This window comes from Streptomyces sp. NPDC004435, from assembly GCF_042873895.1.
Lineage (GTDB): Bacteria > Actinomycetota > Actinomycetes > Streptomycetales > Streptomycetaceae > Streptomyces.
In genome coordinates, this window is sequence record NZ_JBIAMB010000033.1 from 16,231 (window position 1) to 35,720 (window position 19,490).

General features: G+C 71.5%; 22 protein-coding genes. 10 read left to right on the plus strand and 12 right to left on the minus strand.

The features are described 5' to 3' along the window. Positions 1-5: 5 nt before the first annotated feature. From ACFYT9_RS37645 to ACFYT9_RS37665, 5 genes are all read right to left on the minus strand, one after another. Positions 6-1,376, minus strand: a complete 1,371-nt coding sequence (locus ACFYT9_RS37645) for a hypothetical protein (protein ID WP_389171297.1) — start codon at positions 1,374-1,376, stop codon at positions 6-8. A 276-nt stretch (positions 1,377-1,652) separates the two neighbouring features. Next, positions 1,653-2,222 (minus strand): hypothetical protein, encoded by a 570-nt coding sequence (locus ACFYT9_RS37650; RefSeq protein WP_389171299.1) that lies wholly within the window; start codon positions 2,220-2,222, stop codon positions 1,653-1,655. Positions 2,223-2,278: 56 nt separating this feature from the next. Continuing rightward, entirely contained in the window at positions 2,279-2,845 is a 567-nt protein-coding gene (locus tag ACFYT9_RS37655) for a hypothetical protein (RefSeq protein WP_389171302.1), read from the minus strand. After that, complete coding sequence (locus ACFYT9_RS37660; protein ID WP_389171304.1) at positions 2,842-4,983, minus strand: hypothetical protein; 2,142 nt, start codon at positions 4,981-4,983, stop codon at positions 2,842-2,844. Before ACFYT9_RS37660 ends, ACFYT9_RS37655 begins: the two co-directional genes overlap by 4 nt. Before the next feature lie 16 nt (positions 4,984-4,999). Then, on the minus strand, positions 5,000-5,431 hold the full coding sequence (locus ACFYT9_RS37665) for a hypothetical protein (protein WP_389171307.1): 432 nt from the start codon (positions 5,429-5,431) through the stop codon (positions 5,000-5,002). 340 nt (positions 5,432-5,771) lie between these two features. On the opposite strand from ACFYT9_RS37665, the gene hutH reads away from it, so the two are divergent. Further along, positions 5,772-7,313 (plus strand): histidine ammonia-lyase, encoded by a 1,542-nt coding sequence (hutH, locus tag ACFYT9_RS37670; RefSeq protein WP_389171345.1) that lies wholly within the window; start codon positions 5,772-5,774, stop codon positions 7,311-7,313. A 50-nt stretch (positions 7,314-7,363) separates the two neighbouring features. On the opposite strand, the gene ACFYT9_RS37675 is transcribed toward hutH, so the two are convergent. After that, complete coding sequence (locus tag ACFYT9_RS37675) at positions 7,364-7,630, minus strand: hypothetical protein (protein ID WP_389171348.1); 267 nt, start codon at positions 7,628-7,630, stop codon at positions 7,364-7,366. Between the two features lie 114 nt (positions 7,631-7,744). Here ACFYT9_RS37675 and ACFYT9_RS37680 point away from each other — a divergent pair, with 114 nt between their 5' ends. The 3 genes from ACFYT9_RS37680 (at position 7,745) to ACFYT9_RS37690 (ending at position 10,060) form a co-directional block, all read left to right on the plus strand. Then, a complete protein-coding gene (locus ACFYT9_RS37680) occupies positions 7,745-8,116 on the plus strand; it encodes a hypothetical protein (RefSeq protein WP_376601840.1) in 372 nt (123 codons plus the stop codon). 202 nt (positions 8,117-8,318) lie between these two features. Then, a complete protein-coding gene (locus ACFYT9_RS37685) occupies positions 8,319-9,587 on the plus strand; it encodes an Ig-like domain-containing protein (RefSeq protein ID WP_389171310.1) in 1,269 nt (422 codons plus the stop codon). A 104-nt stretch (positions 9,588-9,691) separates the two neighbouring features. Beyond that, positions 9,692-10,060, plus strand: a complete 369-nt coding sequence (locus ACFYT9_RS37690) for a DUF1330 domain-containing protein (RefSeq protein ID WP_389171312.1) — start codon at positions 9,692-9,694, stop codon at positions 10,058-10,060. A gap of 9 nt (positions 10,061-10,069) precedes the next feature. On the opposite strand, the gene ACFYT9_RS37695 is transcribed toward ACFYT9_RS37690, so the two are convergent. The 3 genes from ACFYT9_RS37695 to ilvA all read right to left on the minus strand — a co-directional run bounded on the left by ACFYT9_RS37695 (position 10,070) and on the right by ilvA (position 13,248). Beyond that, complete coding sequence (locus ACFYT9_RS37695; protein ID WP_376601836.1) at positions 10,070-10,930, minus strand: ABC transporter permease; 861 nt, start codon at positions 10,928-10,930, stop codon at positions 10,070-10,072. Beyond that, a complete protein-coding gene (locus ACFYT9_RS37700) occupies positions 10,927-11,955 on the minus strand; it encodes an ATP-binding cassette domain-containing protein (RefSeq protein WP_389171315.1) in 1,029 nt (342 codons plus the stop codon). The genes ACFYT9_RS37695 and ACFYT9_RS37700 overlap by 4 nt, the downstream gene beginning before the upstream one ends. A 63-nt stretch (positions 11,956-12,018) precedes the next feature. Next, complete coding sequence (gene ilvA / locus ACFYT9_RS37705; protein WP_376601832.1) at positions 12,019-13,248, minus strand: threonine ammonia-lyase; 1,230 nt, start codon at positions 13,246-13,248, stop codon at positions 12,019-12,021. 146 nt (positions 13,249-13,394) lie between these two features. On the opposite strand from ilvA, the gene ACFYT9_RS37710 reads away from it, so the two are divergent. The 4 genes from ACFYT9_RS37710 to ACFYT9_RS37725 all read left to right on the plus strand — a co-directional run bounded on the left by ACFYT9_RS37710 (position 13,395) and on the right by ACFYT9_RS37725 (position 14,979). Continuing rightward, positions 13,395-13,907, plus strand: coding sequence for a MarR family winged helix-turn-helix transcriptional regulator (locus tag ACFYT9_RS37710; RefSeq protein WP_376601830.1), 513 nt, complete (start codon positions 13,395-13,397; stop codon positions 13,905-13,907). Positions 13,908-13,938: 31 nt separating this feature from the next. Beyond that, positions 13,939-14,394, plus strand: coding sequence for a sigma factor-like helix-turn-helix DNA-binding protein (locus tag ACFYT9_RS37715; RefSeq protein WP_376601828.1), 456 nt, complete (start codon positions 13,939-13,941; stop codon positions 14,392-14,394). Positions 14,395-14,476: 82 nt separating this feature from the next. Beyond that, positions 14,477-14,725 carry a hypothetical protein gene (locus tag ACFYT9_RS37720; RefSeq protein ID WP_387280147.1) on the plus strand — a complete coding sequence of 83 codons (249 nt, stop codon included), beginning with the start codon at positions 14,477-14,479 and terminating at the stop codon, positions 14,723-14,725. Between the two features lie 62 nt (positions 14,726-14,787). Further along, complete coding sequence (locus ACFYT9_RS37725; RefSeq protein ID WP_360310843.1) at positions 14,788-14,979, plus strand: DUF1059 domain-containing protein; 192 nt, start codon at positions 14,788-14,790, stop codon at positions 14,977-14,979. A 219-nt stretch (positions 14,980-15,198) separates the two neighbouring features. On the opposite strand, the gene ACFYT9_RS37730 is transcribed toward ACFYT9_RS37725, so the two are convergent. Further along, entirely contained in the window at positions 15,199-16,353 is a 1,155-nt protein-coding gene (locus ACFYT9_RS37730) for a cystathionine gamma-synthase (protein ID WP_376601825.1), read from the minus strand. 72 nt (positions 16,354-16,425) lie between these two features. Between ACFYT9_RS37730 and ACFYT9_RS37735 the strand changes: the two genes are divergently transcribed. Next, positions 16,426-17,532: a hypothetical protein gene (locus ACFYT9_RS37735; protein WP_389171320.1), complete on the plus strand. Its 1,107-nt coding sequence runs from the start codon at positions 16,426-16,428 to the stop codon at positions 17,530-17,532. Positions 17,533-17,612: 80 nt separating this feature from the next. After that, on the plus strand, positions 17,613-18,269 hold the full coding sequence (gene msrA, locus ACFYT9_RS37740; RefSeq protein ID WP_387280142.1) for a peptide-methionine (S)-S-oxide reductase MsrA: 657 nt from the start codon (positions 17,613-17,615) through the stop codon (positions 18,267-18,269). 84 nt (positions 18,270-18,353) lie between these two features. Here msrA and greA read toward each other — a convergent pair whose 3' ends face one another. Both greA and ACFYT9_RS37750 read right to left on the minus strand, forming a co-directional pair. Next, positions 18,354-18,851: a transcription elongation factor GreA gene (gene greA / locus ACFYT9_RS37745; protein ID WP_376600185.1), complete on the minus strand. Its 498-nt coding sequence runs from the start codon at positions 18,849-18,851 to the stop codon at positions 18,354-18,356. 189 nt (positions 18,852-19,040) lie between these two features. Further along, positions 19,041-19,442: a DUF4307 domain-containing protein gene (locus ACFYT9_RS37750; protein ID WP_376600183.1), complete on the minus strand. Its 402-nt coding sequence runs from the start codon at positions 19,440-19,442 to the stop codon at positions 19,041-19,043. Between the last annotated feature and the right edge of the window lie 48 nt (positions 19,443-19,490).

Sequence of the window (19,490 nt, forward strand, 5' to 3'; positions counted from 1 at the left end):
GCGGTCTACTTCGACGGGTAGAAGCCGGCTGTGAAGCCGCCGACCCACGAGCTCTTGCCGTGCTCGGGGACGTACGCGGCGACACCCTCCGCCACCCAGGCGGGAGGTTCGACGTCCGGGCCGAGCGGGGTGACCTTGTCGGCGGCGAGGTCGACCTCGACCGGGAGCGCGGGGTCCCGGCGGGAGTCGGCCGGGACCGTACCGTACGCGACACCGCGCCCGGCGTCGACGGACGTGAACGTGACCCGCTTGCGGTCCTCGGTCTCCTCGAAGCAGTAGCCCTTGTCCGCGCGCAGGTCCAGCACGACGGGACCGGCGTGGACGTAGCGGCCGCCGGACAGGGTGGGAACGGGCGGGCCGGTGTCCAGGTCCGGACGCTCCCCTTCGCAGCGCACCGCGACCCGCACCTTCCCGGTGGCGGGGTCGCGGACCTCGTACCGCCGGAGCTCTCCGCTGTGACCGGCCGTCCAGTCGGCGACGATGACGCCACCGAGGTAGTGGGGTCGCACGAGCTGGAAGGCACCGGTCCCCACCGCGTCGGACGGCTCGCTGGTACCGCTGTGCCAGGTGCCTCCGCCGAGCCAGAACGAATTGCCGTACGCGTCCGTCAGGGGGCCCTGGGGCGAGACGCCGAAAAGGTGGGCCCGCTTGTCGCAGTCGGCCTGCCCGATCATCCGCCGTTCGGTGCAGCGCCTGACACCCTTCGGCGCGGCGAACTGCCGCTCCGTGTAGGTGGTCTGGGTGCCGGTGGCGACGTCCAGCGCCACCGGTCGGGTGTCCTTGTCCGCCGTCGAGGCGCGGTTGTGCACGATCCCTTCGCTGTCCTGGGCGGTGAAGGTCTGCGTCTTGTACGGGAACTCGAACGTCCGGGCGGCCTCCACGGTGCCCGTGCCTCCGGCGGGGAAGACGGTGAGCTGCGTCGTGGACCTGGCCTTGGACACGCCGTCGCCGCCCTTCTCGCCCACGAAGCTCACCACCGCGTAGTCGGTGTCGCCCTTCGAGGTCACGAGGAGCCTCACCTCGCCGTCCACCCTGCCGTGCTGTCCCGACACCGGAAGGGGCACCGGCGCACCGGTCCAGCGCACCTCACCCGTGCGGAGATCGCGCGCCACGACCTGCGTGGACTCGCCGTCCTCGGCCTTCTTGAGGAACAGCACCTCCTTGGCGTGCGGCGCGTACACGGGACTGCGGAGCCCCTCCGAGGACTCGACGGCCCAACCCCTGGCGCCGTCGAAGGCGGCGGGGACCTCCACCCGGGGCTTCCGCTTCTCCGGGGGCGCCGCGCTCGTCGTGGCCGCCGGCTCCTGCCCGCCGGGCTTCGGCCCGCCCTCGGCACCGTCACCCCCGCCGCCAGTGCATCCCGCCAGCAGTGCCACGACCGCGACCAATCCGGCGGCACCCGTCCCCGCACGACGCTCGACCCTCACAACTCCGCCCCCGGCTCCCTCGCCCAACTCTGCACTTGCGCAACGTCGTTATGACCGTACAGCGCCGCTCCGACACCCCACCCGCCCGGCGCCCGCCGGTCCGCGACATCCGTATGTGCTGTTTCCGGTGGGGCAGCTGGTGAGCAGCGAAATGGTGAGGGTCGCTGTCCCGAGGGCGAGACGACGCATTGACTTCCCTTACTTTCCAGTGGTCTTGCCCTTGGGTTACTTGCACCAGGTAGCGGTGAGGCCGGGAACGTACGTCCGCATGAACTGTTCCGTGCTTGTCCGGAGATCGGTCGTTGAATCGGGCTTCTCCTCGCCTCGCCCGACTTCGACTATCAAACGGAGCCGGGTGTACGGGAAGCCCGGTATTTCTTCCTGCGGCTGACCGGGCTTCGGTAGGCAGTCGATCAACGCGGCGGCGCCATTGTCTCCTACTCCGGCACTCGTGACAGGTCCTCCCGGTGAGACCCTTCCGAGGCCTTCGATCTCCTTTTGCCAGTACGGGAAGAGATCTTCGGTCCCGCCACCACGCAAAACCGAAATGGCCAGTCCGGGTTTCTTGTCGACGACCACCCTGCAGATGAGATGCTCGAAATCGACGGCCTCGTCACCCGATACCCTTGCTTCCTTCCCTGGGGGGAGAACATTTTTCAGCGAGGAAGGGTCGACTTCGACGCCACACACCTGTGATGGGATGGCGTAGTCGTATCCCGGCTCGCCGTCGGAGCATCCAGAGGCGAGGAGAGACGCGGCCAGCAGCGTCCCGTGAAAGATCCTGCGATTTCTCATGAGCCGCCCCCTGCCGCCCCGCGCGCCGGTGCGGGCCTGAACGCGCGCAGGGGCGTTCACCTGCACCAGGTTCTGGTCAGTTCTGGAATGTAAGACCTCACGAAAGTCTCCATTCCTTTGCGTAGTCCGGTCGCTTTCCCGGAATTTCCCGTCTCTCTGTCGACTTTTATTTTCAGCCGGACATGTGTGTACGGAACTCCGGACATGTCTTTCTGAGGTTGACTCGTTCTCGGGTGACACTCCAGGGCGGCCGCGGCTCCATCGTCCCCCACCCCCGCGAGCACGGCGGCTCCCCCGAGCGAGGTCCTCGTGAGGTTATCGAACTCCTTCTGCCAGTATCCGAAGGCGTCGCCTGCCCCGATGTCGCGCAAGATCGATACGGACAGCACGCTTTTCCCGTCGATGATCACCGTGCAGGTGTGGTGCCTGAAGTCGTTTGTCCCACCATCCGCGGCCCCTGCTTTCTTCCCCGTCGGGAGTACTTCCTTCAGAGCTGACTGATCGACTCCGACGCCGCACACCTGTGATGGGATGGCATAGTCGTAGCCTGGCTCATCGCTGGAGCATCCAGCGGTGAAAAGAGCGGTGGCTGTGAGCAGACCCCAGAATTGACCGCGCTTCATGATCCCCCGCCTGCTAGGCCGCGTGCCGTGCTGTTCCCGTCGTTCACGGTGCCGTTTATCTTGGAGACCGTCACGTCCAGTGTTTCCCCGGTGGCCTCACTGGGATTCGCCCGCCTCCACACGTCGGCCAGCGCACCGATGCGGTTCTCTTGGTTCCTGGATGTCTCGGTATTGTCGGTGGCGAGTCTCTCGTTGATATGCCGTGTCTCGTCCTCCAACCACTTGGTCGTCAGGACGTCCACCCCCCGCTGCGCCGCGTCTCCCGCCTGAGGGATGAAGTTCACCAGGCCACCCCACTGGTGGTAGTCCATCTTCGCTTCCCACATGGCCTTGCTCTTCGCGTCGTCGGCATCGACCGCGAGCCCTTGATAGCGGGCTTCTTCGAGGAATCCGACCGTGTGGCCCGCCTTTCTCCAGGTCTCCTCAGGGCCTCCGACGCCCGTGTTGATGTCGTGGACGATCTCGTGGTTGATGGTGTCCTGGAGGGTGAAGTAGGCGAAGCGGTCGCGGGAGATCTGCTTCGACACCTCAAGGACCTGGTCACGGTCCAGCGGGCTGCTTGAGTCGAGTTGGGCGCTCGTCGTGGCGTGGACGTCGTCACCGTGATTGCCCATGACCACGGCCATCGGGGTGCGCAGACTCGGAGGGAAGTCGTCGCCCTCGGCGGAGAGGTGCTTCAGTGCGCCTTCGAACACGCGGTTGTTCGCGTCGGAGTGCTGGACGTAGCCGCCGCCCGAGTCGTTCGGGTCGATGCCGGTCGTGGCGGCGATGAGGGCCGCGCCGAAGCCGGCCCTGGTCTTCGCGTCCTCCATGTCGGAGCTGCGAAGGGGGTCGCCGAGGATGCCGTCGGGGTTGTACGCGATGTCCATGTACCGGTTCCCGTCGACGACGTCCCAGTCCCGCTGACGCGTCAGGTACTCCAGCCGGTCGCCGCCCTCGGACTCCGGGTCGAGGAACTCCGCCGCCGCGTCCGGGTCCTTGCTCATGAGGCCGAGCAGGCCGTCCAGGGGGTCGTTCGCGAACCATTCGTCCCGTGGCCCCGTGAACCGGGCGGGCAGGTCCCAGTTGTCGTTGCCCCTGTCCCCGCGCTCGGCGGCGATCAGGTCGTCGCCGAGGTCGTGGAGGAAGCGGTCCGAGTAGCCCTCGCCGTGCTGCATCAGGGTGACGAGGGACTGGTAGCCGCGGACCTGCTCGCCCTGCCACTCGTAGCGCTTCATCCCGGCCTCCTTCAGGCCGTCGCGGAACTGCCGGTAGAGCGGGGATCCCGGGTTCTGCGTGGCCGTGGCGAGGGCGTTCGCCAGTCCTCGCTCGCCGCTCAGGTAGTGCTGCCTGTTCCCGGAGTCGGAGTCGTAGGCGAGGGTGTTGATCTGGTTGGTGAGCCGGATGGTGCCCTCGGGGCCCAGGTGGCTGAGAACCATCCGGCTGAACCCCTCGTCGCCCGCGTTGTCGCGCATCAGGCGCGCCCACTCCTCCGGGTCGGCGGGCTTCTCGCCGGCCAGGATCCGGTCCGCGTACCTCTTCGCCTCACGTGCCTCGACCAGCTCGATGTCGCCGATCGCGCCGGCGTTGAAGCCGTGGCCGACGCCACGGGCGTTGTCGAGCGCCTGCTCGAAGAAGCCCTTGACGCCGGCGGCGTCCCGGAGGGCCAGCTTGGCTCCCTCGTCGGCGTCGTCCACCGCCTGGACGGCGGCGGCGACGGCGGCGGTCCAGCTCGCCTCCTGGGCGGCGCGGACGGTCGCGTCGGCGAGGCCACCGTGCTCCTTGTTCCCGGCCCTGCTCGGGTCCAGGCGTGCCCGGCCTTGTGCGTCGACGTGCAGCCCGGCCTCCTTCGCCGACGTGACCAGTTTTCGCACCGCCGCGATCCGTTCGGTGAACTGCCCGTGGATGTCGCGCAGGATGGACGCGATGGCCCGCGCCTCGGTCGCGGCGGCGGCGAACTGCTTGCGTGTCGACGCGAAGCTCGTGCCGGCGGCGTCGGCGCTCGCGCCCGCCCATTCGCCGCCCGTGGCGACGGTCTGGACCGTGTTCCCGTACACCTCGCCGAGGTCTTCGAAGCCGTCGGCCATCCGGTCCCACGACCCGGCCGCCGTGGTCAGCGGGGTCAGGCGCATCGTGAGGACGTCCTGGTAGGTGAGCATGCCCGCTTCCTTGAGGTCAGACGTTCCTGCGCGAGTCCCGCTCCGGCGGGTCGATCCGCGCCAGGGTGCTCCGGACGTCGAGGTCGATCTGCTGGAACTCCCGCTTCGTCCTGCTCAGCGCCGCCCGGTCGCGTTCGAGGCGGGCCTTGAGGCTCTTCACCTGTGACGCCCACGCGTCATGCGCGTCCTTCAGACCGCTTCCCGTCGCCCAGCCCGTGAACGCCGACTCCGCCGCGTCCGTCTGCGGGTCGGCGTGGCCTCCGGCCCGGTCCACGCCGGGGAGCAGTACGCCCTCCAGGGCCTTGACCGCCGCTCGTTTCCCCTGCGCGCTGGTTTTGAGATCGGCCCCGGAGGCCGCGCCTCCCGTCCCGTTCAACTCCATGCGGCCCCCGCCGTCGCCCCGGGCCGCCACGTCCGCCTTGATCCGCTCCCACTCGTCCCAGGCCATCCCTGCCCCCCGTACGTGCCGCGTTCGCGGTATGCGTTTTTCGTCCCCGTATCAACCTATCCAGGGAGCCGGCCTCGCCTGCCAGTACGGAACGCGCCAATGTCCAACCTGCACGCCGGGTCGCGCGGGCGGCCATCGAGCCCCGCCCACTCCGTCAGGTCGCGTACGCAGGAACCGCCACCCCGGGAGTGCCGCCTCCGCTGCCCCCGGCCCCTCGCGCGTCAGACTGGAACCGCCCCGTCCGCCACCGGGTCGCGTAAGGGTCCGTCCTGGTGAGGGACGGTGACGAAGTCGCCTAGTGACAGACAGGTCTTCAATCCGTAGGGTGCTGAATATGGATATGCAGACAGTCGTTCTCGGCACGTCCGGCACGACCCCGCAGGACGTCATCGCCGTCGCCCGCCACGGCGCCCGTGTCGAGCTGTCGGAGGAGGCCGTCCAGGCGCTCGCCGCCGCCCGTGCCGTCGTCGACGCGCTCGCCGCCAAGCCCGAGCCCGTCTACGGCGTCTCCACCGGGTTCGGCGCCCTCGCCACCCGGCACATCGACCACGAGCTGCGCACCCAGCTCCAGCGGAACATCGTCCGCTCGCACGCCGCCGGCATGGGCCCGCGCGTCGAGCGCGAGGTCGTCCGCGCCCTGATGTTCCTGCGCCTCAAGACCGTCGCCTCCGGGCACACCGGCGTCCGCCCCGAGGTCGCGCGGACCATGGCCGACGTCCTCAACGCCGGCATCACCCCGGTCGTCCACGAGTACGGCTCCCTCGGCTGCTCCGGCGACCTCGCCCCGCTCTCCCACTGCGCCCTCGCCCTCATGGGCGAGGGGGACGCCGAGGGCCCCGACGGCACCGTGAAGCCCGCCGGCGAGCTGCTCGCCGCCGCCGGCATCGAGCCCGTCGTCCTGCGCGAGAAGGAGGGCCTCGCCCTCCTCAACGGCACCGACGGCATGCTCGGCATGCTGATCATGGCCCTCGCCGACCTCGACACCCTCTACAAGTCGGCCGACGTCACCGCCGCCCTCTCGCTCGAAGCCCTCCTCGGCACCGAGAAGGTCCTCGAACCCGAGCTGCACGCCATCCGCCCCCACCCGGGCCAGGCCGCCTCCGCCGCCAACATGCTGGCCGTCCTCAAGGGCTCCGGCCTGACCGGCCACTTCCAGGCCGGCGAGGCCCCCCGCGTCCAGGACGCCTACTCGATCCGCTGCGCCCCCCAGGTCGCCGGCGCCGGCCGCGACACCATGGCCCACGCCCTGCTCGTCGCCGAGCGCGAGCTGGCCGCCGCCGTCGACAACCCGGTCGTCCTGGGCAGCGGCGAGGTCCGCTCCAACGGCAACTTCCACGGCGCCCCCGTCGCGTACGTCCTCGACTTCCTCGCCATCGCCGCCGCCGACCTCGGCTCCATCGCCGAGCGCCGCACCGACCGGCTCCTCGACAAGAACCGCAGCCACGGCCTGCCGCCCTTCCTCGCCGACGACGCCGGCGTCGACTCGGGCCTCATGATCGCCCAGTACACCCAGGCGGCCCTGGTCAGCGAGATGAAGCGGCTCGCCGTCCCGGCCTCCGCCGACTCCATCCCCTCCTCCGCCATGCAGGAGGACCACGTCTCCATGGGCTGGTCCGCCGCCCGCAAGCTGCGCACCGCCGTCGGCAACCTCGCCCGGATCATCGCCGTCGAGCTGTACGCCGCCACCCGCGGCATCGAGCTGCGCCACGGCCTGACCCCCGCCCCCGCCTCGCGGGCCGCCATCGACGCCCTGCGCGCCGCCGGTGTCGCGGGCCCCGGTCCCGACCGCTTCCTCGCGCCCGACCTGGCCGCCGCCGACGCCTTCGTCCGCGAGGGCCGGCTGGTCGCCGCCGTCGAGCCGGTCACGGGCCCGCTGGCCTGATCCGTACGAAGACGGCGGGGCCGCCCCTCACGGGGGCGGCCCCGCCGGCGTCAGGACGCGCGCCCGTGCCGCCGCATCGCCAGGGCCACGAACCCGGCGCCCACGCCGAGGAAGCCCGTCCCGCCCAGCAGGTACGCCGTCGTGTCGGGACCCCCGGTCTCGGCGAGGCGGTCGCCGCCGGGGGCGGCCGGGTGGGAGCTCCGGGCCGCGGCCCCGGCCGCTCCGTCGGAGGCGTTCGCCGACGGGACGAACCACAGGGCGCACAGCAGGGTCCCCGCCGAGGTGGCGGTCAGCAGCGGGCGTCGGGCGGCGGACACGCGGATCTCGATCTCCCTCACGGAAAGCCCCGCGGGACCCCGCGGTGGCCAGATGGTAGTGAACACAGCGGGTCGCGGGAAAGCGGAGGCCGGGCAGACCCTACGCTCCCAGCCATGAGCACCTCCGAAGCCCCCGGCACCCCGGGCACCGAGACCACCACCCGCCACGTCCGCCTCCGGGTCGACATCGTCCTGGAGATCGACGGACCCGCCGAGCTGACCGCCGCCGCGGAGGGGCGGATCGACTCCGACGAGTTCATGCCGGCCGAGGAGCGGGACCACGCCCGAGCCGCCGTCCAGGAGGACCCCTCGGAGGCCCTGGCCTACCTGGTGGAGCCGTTCGACCTGGTCCGCGACCTGCCCGGCGTCGAGCTCGTCCAGGCCGCCTGGAGCAGCGAGGAGATCGAGTACGACCCCGACGCGATGGAGTGGGAGCTCGACGAGGAGGATGGGGACGAGGAAGACGACGAGACCGATCGGCCGTAGGGCGTTCCTCCCGGACCGGGGCCGGTCCGGGAGCCAGGGCCCCGGGCGGTGTCCCGGGGCCTTTTCGCGCCGTTGCGCGGCGAGCGGGAACCGGAACGTTCCGCCGAGCGTGTCGATCAGTGGTGTTCCCCACAAACCCCCCGCTTCCGGAACCGGACGGGTGGCAGGGGTGTTCTGATGGACTGACAGGGAATCGGCGACGATGGAGAAGCGTGTGATGACGGTCGGCAAGCGCCGCAGGAGCCTGGCAGCCGCGGCGGCGGTGCTCAGCGGCGTACTGGTGCTCTCTGCCTGCAACGACGACGACGCCGGTACGGCCGCGTCCGGCTCGCCGTCCGCCACCTCACAGGCCCAGGTCGACGAGGCCGCCGAGCAGAAGACCTCCAAGGCGCAGATCACCATCTCGCCGGAGAACGGCGCGAAGAACGCCTCGATCAACAACGACGCCAAGGTCGCCGTCACCGAGGGCAAGCTCACCGAGGTCACCATGACCTCCGCCGAGGGCACCGCGGTCAAGGGCGAGATAGCGGCCGACGGCCTCTCCTGGAAGCCGACCGGCCAGCTGGAGCGCGCGACCGTCTACAAGATCGCCGCCACCGCCGTCGACGCGTCGGGCCTGGAGGCGCACGAGAACTCCTCCTTCACCACCGTGTCGAAGGAGAACAGCTTCATCGGCAACTTCACCCCCGAGGACGGCTCGACCGTCGGCGTGGGCATGCCGGTCTCGATCAACTTCAACAAGGCGATCACCGACAAGAAGGCCGTCCAGGGCGGCATCAAGGTCACCTCCAGCTCCGGCCAGGAGGTCGTCGGCCACTGGTTCGACGCCACGCGCCTCGACTTCCGCCCGGACGACTACTGGAAGGCCGGCTCGACGGTCACCCTCAAGCTCGACCTCGACGGCGTCGAGGGCGCCGACGGCGTCTTCGGCGTCCAGCAGAAGACCGTCACCTTCAAGGTCGGCCGCAGCCAGGTCTCCACGGTCGACGTCGCCACGAAGACCATGACGGTCGTGCGCGACGGCAAGGTGCTCCGGACGATCCCGATCTCCGCCGGCTCCCCGGAGAACACCACCTACAACGGCCAGATGGTGATCTCCGAGAAGTTCAAGGAGACCCGGATGAACGGCGCCACCGTCGGCTTCACCGACTCCGACGGCAAGGGCGAGTACGACATCAAGGACGTGCCGCACGCCATGCGCCTGTCCACCTCCGGCACCTTCATCCACGGCAACTACTGGGGCGCCCGCTCCATCTTCGGCTCCGTGAACACCAGCCACGGCTGCATCGGCCTCGCCGACGTCAAGGGCGCCGGCGACCCCAAGCAGGCGGCCGCCTGGCTCTACGACCAGTCGATCACCGGCGACGTCGTCATCGTCAAGAACTCCAAGGACGACACGATCGCCCCCAGCAACGGCCTCAACGGCTGGAACATGAACTGGTCGGCCTGGAAGGCCGGATCGGCGCTCTGACCAGCCCGTACGCATGACGAGGGCCCCCTCCGGGAACGGAGGGGGCCCTCGTCATGACCTCCGGGGTAATCGACCCCGCGGGACGGCTCCGACAGGCTGTACCCATGACCGCATACGCGATGGCGAACCTGAGCCCGAAGCCCGTCCTCGACCCCGAGGTGTTCGACTACATGGAGCGGATCCAGGCCACCCTGGACCCCTTCGGCGGACGCTTCCTCGTCCACGGCGCCCCCCGGCGCGAAGTGCTCGAAGGAGACTGGCCCGGCGCCGTCGTGATCATCGCCTTCCCCGACTTCGACGCGGCGAGGGCCTGGTACGACTCCGAGCCGTACCAGGCCCTGCTCCCGCTGCGCACCCGCCACATGCCGGGCGACGTCCTGATCGTCGACGGCCTCCCCGACGGCTACGACCCCGCCACGACCGCCGCGGCCCTGCGCGCCGCCTCCGCCGCACAGGACGGCACGGAGGCGTGAGAGACGGCCTCAGCCGTCCGCACGCCGGTACTTGCGGACGGAGAGGGTGCGGAAGATGACGACGATCAGGACCGAGTAGATCAGCGACGCCCACACCGGGTACTGCATCGGCCACGCGTCGGACGGCGAGAGGCCCGGATCGCCGAAGAGCTTGCGGCACGCCTGGACGGTCGCGCTGAAGGGGTTCCACTCCGCCACCGGCTGGAGCCAGCCGGGCAGCTTGCTGGAGTCGACGAAGGCGTTCGAGATGAAGGTGACGGGGAAGAGCCAGATCAGCCCTCCGGAGGTCGCGGCCTCCGGAGTGCGCACGGAGAGGCCGATGAGGGCGCCGATCCAGGTGAAGGCGTATCCGAGCAGGAGCAGCAGGGCGAAGCCGAGCATGATCTTCCCCGCGTTGGTCGGCGCGGCGTAGCCGGGCCGCCAGCCGATGAGCAGGGCGACGATCGCGAGGACCAGCAGGGTCACCGCCGTCTGCACGAGGTCCGCCATCGTGCGGCCGGTCAGCACCGCGCCCCGCGCCATCGGCAGCGACCGGAACCGGTCGATGAGGCCCTTGTGCATGTCGTCGGCGATGCCGGCGCCCGCTCCCGCGGTGGCGAAGGTGACGGTCTGCGCGAAGATGCCCGCCATCAGGAAGTTCTTGTAGACGTCGGGGTCCGTGCTGTTCCCGATCTGCATCGAGCCGCCGAAGACGTACGTGAACAGGATGACGAACATGACGGGCTGGATCAGCCCGAAGAGGATCATCTCCGGGATCCTGGACATGCGGATCAGGTTCCGCTTGGTGACGACCAGGGAGTCCCCGAAGGACTGGGCGAGGCCGCCGCGCGCGGCGGGCGTCCGCGGGGCTCCGTCGGTGAGGGTGGTCACGCGGCCGGCTCCTTCCGGTGCTTGCGGGCCCTGTCGGCGGGCTCCGCGCCGTTCTCCTCGGCCGGCGTCCGCTCGGCGGTGTGGCCCGTGAGGGAGAGGAAGACGTCGTCGAGGGTGGGACGGCGCAGCCCGATGTCGTCGATCTCGATGCCGGCGCCGTCGAGGTCGCGGATGACCTCGGCGAGCAGCTTGGCGCCGCCGGCGACGGGGACGGTGAGCTTGCGGGTGTGGTCCTCGACGGCGACGGCGTCCGGGCCCCGGTCGCCGGGGCCGTAGCGGGCGAGGATCGTCCGGGCGGGGGCGATGGCGTCCCGCTCGTGGACGACGACCTCGACGCGTTCGCCGCCGGTGCGGGCCTTGAGCTGGTCGGAGGTGCCGCGGGCGATGACCTTGCCGTGGTCGACCACGGCGATGTCGTGGGCGAGGTGGTCGGCCTCCTCCAGGTACTGGGTCGTGAGGAGGAGGGTGGTGCCGCCCGAGACGAGTTCCTTGATGACGTCCCACAGGGCCTGGCGGTTGCGGGGGTCGAGGCCGGTGGTCGGCTCGTCCATGAACATCACGGGCGGGGCGACGACGAGCGCGGCGGCGAGGTCGAGACGGCGGCGCATGCCGCCGGAGTAGGTCTTCGCGGTGCGGTCGGCGGCGTCGGCGAGGTGGAAGCGCTCCAGGAGCTCGCCGGCCCGCTCCTTCGCCGCCCTGGCCTTCATCTGGTAGAGCTGTCCGACCATCTGGAGGTTCTCGCGGCCGGTGAGGTACTCGTCGACGGCGGCGAACTGGCCGGAGAGGCCGATGGAGCGGCGGACCTCGTTGGGGTGCCGCAGGACGTCGATGCCGGCGACCGTGGCGGTGCCGCTGTCGGGGCGGAGCAGGGTGGTCAGGACCCGTACGGTGGTCGTCTTCCCCGCTCCGTTGGGGCCCAGCAGGCCGAGGACGGTGCCCTCGGGCACGTCGAGGTCCACCCCGTCCAGAGCTGTGACGTCGCCGAAGGTCTTCACCAGTCCCTCGGCGTGGATCGCGCCTGGCATGTCCACACTCCCGGATCAATTCGGGCATTTCTGCCGATCCTAGGGCAGTGCGGAGTGCGGCGCTCAGGCCAGGACCGTGTACCCCGCCTCCCGCAGCGCCCCCTCCACCTCCCGGCAGTGCTCCGGCCCCTTCGTCTCCAGACGCAGCTCCACCTCCACCTCCGTGAGGCCGAGCCGCGGGTCGGTCCGCACATGACTGACGTCGAGCACGTTCGCGTCGACCACCGTCAGCACCGCCAGCAGCGTCGCCAGCGCCCCCGGCCGGTCCGCCACCCGCAGCCGCAGACTCAGATACCGCCCGGCCGCCGCCATGCCGTGCCGCAGGATCCGCTGGAGCAGCAGCGGATCCACGTTCCCGCCCGAGAGGACCGCGACGACCGGACCCCGGAACGACTCCGGATCGCTCAGCAGCGCCGCCACCGGACTCGCCCCGGCCGGCTCCACCACCAGCTTCGCCCGCTCCAGACACAGCAGCAGCGCCGAGGAGAGCGCGTCCTCCGAGACCGTGCGCACCTCGTCCACGTACTCCTGCACCAGCCCGAAGGGCACGTCCCCCGGCCGCCCCACCTTGATCCCGTCGGCCATCGTCACCGGCGCGTCCACCACCACCGGATGCCCGGCGGCCAGCGACGGCGGATAGGCCGCCGCCCCCTCCGCCTGCACGCCCACGATCCGCACGTCCGGCCGGACCGACTTCACCGCGAGGCCGACCCCGGCCGCGAGACCGCCGCCGCCCACCCCGACCACGATCGTGCGGACCTCCGGGCACTGCTCCAGGATCTCCAGACCGACCGTGCCCTGCCCCACGATCACGTCCGGGTGGTCGAAGGGATGGATGAAGACCGCCCCGGTCTCCCGCGCGTACTCCTGCGCCGCGGCCAGCGTCTCGTCCACCACGTGCCCCTGGAGCCGCACGTCCGCCCCGTACTCCCGGGTCGCCGCGACCTTCGGCAGCGGAGCGCCGACCGGCATGAACACGGTCGCGCGCACCCCCAGCAGCTGTGAGGCGAGCGCCACACCCTGCGCGTGGTTCCCCGCCGAGGCGGCGACCACCCCCGCCGCCTTCTCCTCCGGCCGGAGCCCCGCGATCCGCACGTACGCCCCGCGCAGCTTGAACGAACCCGTCCGCTGGAGGTTCTCGCACTTGAGCAACACCGGCGCCCCCACCAGCGACGACAGGTGCCGGCTCCCCTCCAGGGCGGTCATCCGGGCGACCCCCGACAGCATCCGCTGCGCGCCGCGCACGTCGTCGAGCATCAGGCGGTGCAAGGGGTGTCGCGTACTGAAGGTCATGACCCCAAGTCTCGCAGCTCACCGGGGTCGCGGGCGCGCGGGCCACGGCCCCGGCGCCGGTTTGCGCACGGCCGGTACGGAGCCCGCCGCGTCCGCGTACTCTGTCCCCCACACCGACCACCCCCGCACGAGAGAGCCCCCCAGCCATGCCCCCATCTCAGGACATGACGACTGAGCTTGACCCCGGTCTCCTCGATGCCCTCCAGCACCAGGTGGCCGTCTTCGCCCGCCGGGCCGAGCAGACCCGCCTCGGCGGCACCGGCCAGCTCCGCAACTCCATGGACCGGGCCGCCTACCTCCTCCTCAACCGCCTCGACCAGGAAGGGCCGATGGGCGTCAAGGCGCTCGCGGCGGGCATGGGGATCGACTCCTCGACCGTCACCCGCCAGGTCGCCCCGCTCGTCGACTCCGGCCTCGTCAAGCGCACCTCGCACCCCGAGGACGGCCGCGCGGTCGTCCTCCAGCTCTCCGCACGCGGCCTGGAGCGCCTGGAGGAGGTCCGCTCCTCGCGCCGCACGCTGATGGCCGAGGTCACCGACGGCTGGACCGAGGACGAGCGCGACTCCTTCTGCTCGCTCCTCACCCGCTTCAACGCCGCCCTCTCCGCCCGCCAGTCGGCCCACCAGACCGGCACCGGGGGTTCCGCGCACGGGGGTTGACCCCGACTCCCGCCCGGGTCCTTGATGAGGCGTGGGCACGCACCGGACCCGATCCGAACACGCCGCCCGCGCCCAGGAGTTCGACGCCTTCGTGGCGGGCGCGGCGGGGCGGCTGCTGCACGTCGCCACCCTGCTCACCACCGAGACGCGGATCCGCAACCCGTACGCCCACGCCCTGCTGACCGCCGCCCTCGCCCACACCTACGCCGTCCGCGACCGGGGCGGCGACGAGGACCCCTACGCGCTCACCCGGGACGAGCTCGCCCTGCGCTTCGCCCGCACCGCCTGGCGGCACCGGGCCGGCCGCGGCGGGATCCTCGGCGTCCTCACCCCCCGGGAGCGGCTCGTGCTGGTGCTGCGCCTGTACGAGGGCGTGCCCGAGGAGCAGACCGCCGCGCTGCTCGGCCTCCCGGAGACCCGGATCCGCGCGGTCCACGCGCGGGCGGTGGCCCGGCTGCGGTCCGCGGGCGCGCGGGAGGCGGCGTGAGACCGCGTACGGGCGGGAGGCGGCCCGGGACCGGCGTGCGGAAGGGCCGTGGCACGGCAGCGGCGGACGGGAGGGCGGCGGCGTGAGCCACGGCGACAAGGAGGAGGCCGTCAGGCGGCTGCTCGACACCCCGCATCCGCGGGTACCGGCCGGCCTCGGGGCGCGGGCGGCGGAGCGCGGCGGCCGGATGCGGCGACGGGAGCGGGCGGTACGCAGGACCTGCGGCGCACTGGCCGGGCTCGCGGCGCTCGCCCTCACCGTCTGGGCGGCGGAGGCCCGGCCCTGGGAACCGCCGCCGGCCGCCACCACCCCGCCGTTCGCCGGGCCGTGACGACGGACCTAGCCTGGAAGGAGGGGTCGGTCGGAACACCGTCGCAGGACCAGGAGGCCGACATGACCAGGAAAGCCGCCGACTGCCGGGACGCGCCGAGCGTGTCGGGCTGCTCGCTCTACATCTCGGGCGAGGAGGAGGAGGTCGTCCGCGCCGCCACCGAGCACGCGGTCTCCGTCCACGAGCACACGGACACCCCGGAACTGCGCGAGGAGGTCAGAGCGGGCCTGAAGGACGCACTGCCCGGCACCTGACCGGGCCCGCCGACCCGGGCGCGGAACGCCGCACCCGGGCCGCGGGGAGCCGGAGCCGCGCCCGGGTCGCCGGGAGCCGGAGCCGCCCCCGGGAGGCCGGAGCCGTACCCGGGCCACGGGGAGCCGTACCCGGCCCGCAGGTAGCCGGAGCCGCCCCCGGGAGGCCGGAGCCGTACCCGGGCCCCGGGGCCGCACCCCGGCCGCAGCGTGCCGTGCGGTTCAGCCCAGCGACTCGCGCAGGTCCGCGATCAGGTCGTCCGCGTTCTCGATGCCCACCGAGAGGCGGACCAGGTCCGCGGGGACCTCCAGGGCCGAACCCGCCACGCTCGCGTGCGTCATCCGCCCCGGGTGCTCGATCAGCGACTCGACGCCGCCCAGCGACTCACCCAGCGTGAAGAGCTTCGCCCGGTTGCAGACGCCGACCGCCGCCTCCTCGCCGCCCTCGACGCGGAAGGAGATCATGCCGCCGAAGGACCGCATCTGCTTCGCCGCGATCTCGTGGCCCGGGTGCTCGGCGAGCCCCGGGTACAGCACCTGCGTCACCTTCGGGTGCCGGGTCAGGAAGTCCGCCACCTTCGTCGCGTTCTCGCTGTGCCGGTCCATCCGGACGGCGAGCGTCTTGATGCCGCGCAGCACGATCCACGAGTCGAACGGACCGGCCACCGCGCCCATCGCGTTCTGGTGGTACGCCAGCTCCTCGCCCAGCTCCGCGTCGGCCGCGATCAGCGCGCCGCCGACGACGTCCGAGTGGCCGCCCATGTACTTGGTGAGGGAGTGCACGACGACGTCCGCGCCGAGCGCCAGCGGCTGCTGGAGGTAGGGCGAGGCGAAGGTGTTGTCGACGACGAGCTTCACCCCGGCCTGCCGGGCCACGCCCGCGATCGCCTCGATGTCCGTGATGCCGAGCAGCGGGTTCGACGGCGTCTCGACCCAGATCAGCTTCGTACGCTCGTTCAGCGCGCCCCGCACGGACGCGATGTCCGAGGTGTCCGCGACGGAGAAGTCCACACCCCAGCGCTGCACGACCTTGGCGAAGAGCCGGAAGGTGCCGCCGTAGGCGTCGTTCGGGATCACCACGTGGTCGCCGGGGGCGAGGAGCGTGCGCAGCAGGCAGTCCTCGGCGGCGAGCCCGGAGGCGAAGGCGAGGCCGCGCCGGCCGCCCTCCAGTGCCGCCAGGTTCTCCTCCAGGGCGGTACGGGTCGGGTTGGCGCTGCGGCTGTACTCGTAGCCGCCGCGGAGCCCGCCCACACCGTCCTGCTTGTAGGTGGACACCTGGTAGATGGGCGGGACGACCGCGCCGGTCAGCGGGTCGGCGGTGTTGCCCGCGTGGATCGCGCGGGTCTCGAAGTTCTGGTGGTTGTGCTGGTCGCTCATGGTCAGGAGCGTAGTGCCGGGGCCCGCCCACCGCCGCGATTCGTCCACGACGGTGTCCTGGACAATGGACACATGGAGATTCTCTGGTTCCTGATCGCACTGGGCCTGCTCTTCGGCGTCCTCGGCCCCTACATGCTGCGCCGCCGCTCCGGCGGCATCCGGCAGGTCGCGCCCGGCACGCCGGACGCCGCCGACCCGGAGGCGTACGGGTTCGTCCGCCAGGAGGACCTGGACGTGCGGCTCCCCGGCCCGGACCAGGATCTCCTGGACGTCCTCGACGTCGTCCAGGCCACCCAGGACTGGCGGGCCGCCGCCCAGCTGCTCGCCGGCACCCCCAAGGAGGGCGAGGTCCGCTGGCAGCGCGTCCAGGCCTTCGCCGGAGCGGCCTCCCTGGAACTCGCGGAGAAGCCCGGCGTCGGCGGCGCCTGGCTGCGCGCCTGGCGCTCGGACGCGCCCAAGGACGCGGGCGCCGCGGCCGTGCACGCCGAGTTCCTGGCACAGCAGGCATGGCGCTCCTCGGCGGCCGGCTCCGACGACTTCCGGATCATCCTGGAGGAGGCCCGGAAGGTCGGCGACGAGGCGGCGCTGCTCGCGCCCGGCGACCCCGTCCCGTACATCACGCAGCTCGCGGTGGCCCGCGGACTCGGCTACAGCCACGAGCAGTTCGACCAGGTGTGGGCCAAGGTCATCGACCGGGCCCCGCGGCACATGGGCGCGCACCTGGCCGCGCTGCACTACTGGTGCGAGAAGTGGCACGGCTCGCGCGAGGAGGCCGACCACTTCGCCACCACCGCCGCCGCCCGCGCCCCGCAGGGCTCGCTGCTCGCCGCGCTGCCGCTCTTCGCGGTCTTCGAGCACGTGCCGGACGTGGTGCTCGTGCAGGACTTCTACCGGACGGCCGTGGTGAGCAAGGCGATGGAGGGCGCGCTGTACGCGGTGCACTCGGCCCGCGCCGACGACCCGATGCTCGCGCACGTGCGCCACCTGCTGGTCCTCTTCCTGGTCCGGGGCGAGCGCTGGGCCGAGGCGATGCACCAGCTGGTCCGCGTCGACGGGCACGTGGGCGCGCTCCCGTGGACGCTGAGCGGCGACCCGGCCGCCGACTACACCCTCCACCGCAACCTCGCGGTGGCCGGCTACGAGGCGAACGGCGGCACCCCGGCCACCCTCAGCCGGTGACCGGTCCGGGGGCCCCGGGAACAGGGCCGCCCGCGCCGGTGTTGTGAGGACTGCCGAACCGCGTCGAGGAGAGATGCCGCATGTTCCTGTCCCGCACCCCCGTCCTGCCCACCCCGGAGCAGGCCCTGCGCGGCCGCCCGGAGCCGGAGTTCTCCGTCCCCGAGCGCCACACGGTGCTCGGCAACCCGCTGCTCGGCCCGTACCCGGAGGGCCTCGAGGTCGCCGACTTCGGCCTCGGCTGCTTCTGGGGCGCCGAGCGGAAGTTCTGGCAGACCGAAGGCGTCTGGACGACGCTCGTCGGCTACCAGGGCGGCCACACGCCGAACCCGACGTACGACGAGGTCTGCTCGGGCCTCACCGGGCACACCGAGGTCGTCCGGGTCGTCTTCGACCCGTCGAAGGTGTCGTACGAGACCCTGCTGAAGCTCTTCTGGGAGTCCCACGACCCGACGCAGGGCTTCCGCCAGGGCAACGACGTGGGCACCCAGTACCGCTCCGCCGCCTACACCCACTCGCCCGCCCAGGCGGAGACCGCCGAGGCGTCCCGCGCCGCCTACCAGAAGGTCCTGTCGGCCTCGGGCTACGGCGAGATCACCACCGCCGTCCTCCCGGCCGCCGACCGCCCCTTCTACCCGGCCGAGGCGTATCACCAGCAGTACCTGGACAAGAACCCGGCCGGCTACTGCGGCATCGGCGGGACGGGTGTCTCCTGCCCGATCGGGGTGGCGAAGGCCTAGGGTCCCGGTCCGGCCGGCGCTCCCGGAGACGACGAAGGGCCGGCCCCCTGTGGGGGCCGGCCCTTCGGCACGTGGGGAAGGGGCTCAGCCGGTGTACGGCTTCGCGCTGAGGATCTTCACCATGGCCTTCTTGCCGTTCGGCAGCTCGTACTCGGCGTCGTCACCGGCCTTCTTGCCGTTCACGCCGACGCCGAGGGGCGACTGGGGCGAGTAGGTCTCGATGTCACCGCTCGCGTACTCGCGGGAGGCGAGCAGGAAGGTCATGGTGTCGGACTCGTCGCCGTCGAAGGCGATCGTCACGACCATGCCGGGCTCGACGACGCCGTCGTCCGCGGGAGCCTCGCCCACCTTCGCGTTCTGGAGCAGCTGGGTGAGCTGGCGGACCCGGAGCTCCTGCTTGCCCTGCTCCTCCTTGGCCGCGTGGTACCCGCCGTTCTCGCGCAGGTCGCCCTCCTCGCGCGCGGCGGCGATCTTCGCGGCGATCTCGGTACGCGCGGGACCAGACAGGTACTCAAGCTCGTCCTTGAGCTTGTTGTACGCCTCCTGGGTGAGCCAGGTGACGTTGTCGCTGGTCTGGGTCACAGGTGCTCCTCGTAGGTACTGGGAATACAAAGCATCGCCCTACGCGGGAGGTCTTCGCTTCCCGGGTGGGCGAAAGCACGAGCCTAACAATGAGTGGCGGAAAGCGGGAGGACATAAACCATCAGGATGGCGTCGGTCCAGGTCACCGCGGCGACCCGCCGGAACTCGCTCCTCCTCACCTACCCACCGCTACCGCTCCGTACACCCCATGAGCTCGGCGCTGGTCGCGCGGGCGGTGGTGCGGAGGGAGTACACGCGGTCGATCCTGCCGTCCGGCTCGTCGACGGTGACGTCCTTGCGGGCGACCTCGGCGCCGTCCTCGGACCGGGAGCGGAGCGTGCACACGCCCTGGACGCCCTGGTCCTTGCGGATCTCCAGGTGCACCTGCACCTCGGTGTCGCTCACCACGTCGAACTTGATCAGCTCGGCGCTGATCTTGTTGCCGGCCACGTGGTGCCAGCCGAACCAGCCGAGCATGGCCACGAAGAGGACCCCGAGGACCGCGCCGAGGATCCGGAGCTTCCGGTCGGCCCGCTCGTCCGCAGAGCGCCCGTAACGCCCCTCGGGCAGCTGGTCTCGCACGGCGCTCATCGTTCAGTCCTCTCGGGCGGGGGCGGCGGAATTTTCCTCCCCCCGATT